This is a genomic window from Streptomyces tricolor (genome assembly GCF_002155905.1).
Lineage (GTDB): Bacteria > Actinomycetota > Actinomycetes > Streptomycetales > Streptomycetaceae > Streptomyces > Streptomyces tricolor.
The window spans coordinates 1-2399 of record NZ_MUMF01000004.1 but is presented as its reverse complement, the minus strand read 5'-3'; the positions used below and the strand labels follow the sequence as shown (position 1 = coordinate 2399).

At 74.6% G+C, this 2399-nt stretch carries 2 protein-coding genes; both read left to right on the top strand.

Translation table 11 applies throughout. The features are described 5' to 3' along the window. Window positions 1–1263 (top strand): aldehyde dehydrogenase family protein (locus CCN44_RS00230; RefSeq protein ID WP_244203875.1); only part of this gene is annotated, 1263 nt, incomplete at its 5' end. A gap of 14 nt (window positions 1264–1277) precedes the next feature. After that, window positions 1278–2360, top strand: a complete 1083-nt coding sequence (locus tag CCN44_RS00225) for a Zn-dependent alcohol dehydrogenase (RefSeq protein WP_059248465.1) — start codon at window positions 1278–1280, stop codon at window positions 2358–2360. The last annotated feature ends 39 nt before the right edge of the window (window positions 2361–2399 follow it).

Sequence of the window (2399 nt, the reverse complement as noted above, 5' to 3'; positions counted from 1 at the left end):
GACGTCGACACCGCCGTACGGGCCGCGCGCGCCGCCCTGCCCGCCTGGGCCGCCACGCCCCCGGCCGACCGCGCCGCACGCCTGGCCGCCCTCCGGGACGCCCTCACGGCCCGCAAGGACGAGATCGCCGAGACGGTCACCGCGGAACTGGGCTCGCCCCTGGCGTTCTCCCAGGCCGTGCACGCGGGCGTGCCGATCGCGGTCGCCGCCTCCTACGCCGAGCTGGCCGCCACCCACGTCTTCGAGGAGAAGGTCGGCAACTCCACGGTCCTGCACGAGCCGATCGGCGTGGTCGGCGCGATCACCCCCTGGAACTACCCCCTGCACCAGATCGTCGCCAAGGTCGCCCCGGCCCTCGCCGCCGGCTGCACGATCGTCCTCAAGCCCGCCGAGGACACCCCGCTCACCGCCCAGCTGTTCGCCGAGGCGGTGCACGAGGCGGGCGTGCCCGCGGGGGTGTTCAACCTGGTCACCGGCCTCGGCCCGGTCGCCGGACAGGCTCTCGCCGAGCACCCGGGCGTCGACCTGGTCTCCTTCACCGGCTCCACGGCGGTCGGCCGGCAGATCGGCGCGGTGGCCGGCGCGGCCGTGAAGAAGGTCGCCCTCGAACTGGGCGGCAAGTCCGCCAACGTCATCCTGCCGAGCGCCGACCTCGCCAAGGCCGTGAACGTCGGCGTCGCCAACGTGATGTCCAACTCCGGTCAGACGTGCAGCGCCTGGACCCGGATGCTGGTCCACCGCGACCGGTACGCCGAGGCCGTCGAACTGGCCCGGGCCGCCGCCGCCAAGTACGGCGACCGCATCGGCCCGCTGGTCAGCGCCAAGCAGCAGGCCCGGGTGCGCGGTTACATCGAGAAGGGCATCGCCGAGGGCGCCCGCCTCGTCGCGGGCGGCCCCGAAGCCCCGCGCGAGCAGGGCTACTTCGTCAGCCCCACGGTCTTCGCGGACGTCACCCCCGAGATGACCATCGCCCAGGAGGAGATCTTCGGCCCGGTCCTGTCGATCCTCAGGTACGACGACGAGGAGGACGCCCTGCGCATCGCCAACGGCACGGTGTACGGCCTCGCCGGCGCCGTCTGGGCCGCCGAGGAGGCCGAGGCGGTGGCCTTCGCCCGCCGCATGGACACCGGCCAGGTCGACATCAACGGCGGCCGGTTCAACCCCCTCGCCCCCTTCGGCGGTTACAAGCAGTCCGGCGTCGGCCGGGAACTCGGCGCGCACGGACTCGCCGAGTACCTCCAGACCAAGTCCCTCCAGTTCTGAGGAGTCCGAGCCCCATGGCCGTACGAGCCGCCGTCCTGCCCGCCATCGGCGCCCCGCTGGAGATCACCGGCATCGAGCTGCCCGACCCGGGCCCCGGGCAGGTCCGGGTCCGCCTCGCCGCCGCCGGCGTCTGCCACTCCGACCTGTCCCTGTCCAACGGCACCATGCGGGTGCCGGTCCCGGCGGTCCTCGGCCACGAGGGCGCCGGCACGGTCGTCGCGGTCGGGGAGGGCGTCACCCACGTCGCACCCGGCACCCCCGTCGTCCTCAACTGGGCGCCCTCGTGCGGCAGCTGCCACGCCTGCACGCTCGGCGAGGTGTGGCTGTGCGCCAACGCCCTGGGCGGCGCCGCGAACGTCCACGCCCGCACCGCCGACGGCACCGAACTGCACCCCGGGCTGAACGTGGCCGCGTTCGCCGAGGAGACGGTGGTCGCCGCGTCCTGCGTGCTGCCGCTGCCGGAGGGGGTGCCGCTGGTGGACGCCGCCCTGCTGGGCTGCGCGGTGCTCACCGGGTACGGCGCCGTCCACCACGCGGCGCGGGTCCGCCCCGGCGAGACCGTGGCCGTGTTCGGCGTCGGCGGGGTCGGCCTGGCCACGCTCCAGTCGGCCCGCATCGCGGGCGCCTCCCGCGTCATCGCGGTCGACGTCTCCCCCGGGAAGGAGGAACTGGCCCGCGCGGCCGGCGCCACGGACTACGTCCTCGCCTCCGAGAACACCCCCCGCGAGATCCGCGCCCTCACCGGCAAGCAGGGCGTCGACGTCGCCGTGGAGTGCGTGGGCCGCGCGGTCTCCATCCGCGCCGCCTGGGAGTCCACCCGCCGGGGCGGCCGTACCACGGTCGTCGGCATCGGCGGCAAGGAGGAGCAGGTCACCTTCAACGCCCTGGAGATCTTCCACTGGGGCCGCACCCTGTCCGGCTGCGTCTACGGCAACAGCGACCCGGCCCGCGACGTACCGGTCCTCGCCGGGCACGTGAGGGAGGGCGACCTGGACCTCTCGGCTCTGGTCACCGACCGGATCGGCCTGGAGGGAATCCCGGCGGCCTTCGAGAACATGCTGGCGGGCAAGGGGGGACGGGCGCTGGTGGTGTTCTGAGCGGTGCGGTGCGGCTGGGTGGGGGCAGCGCTCCGAAGG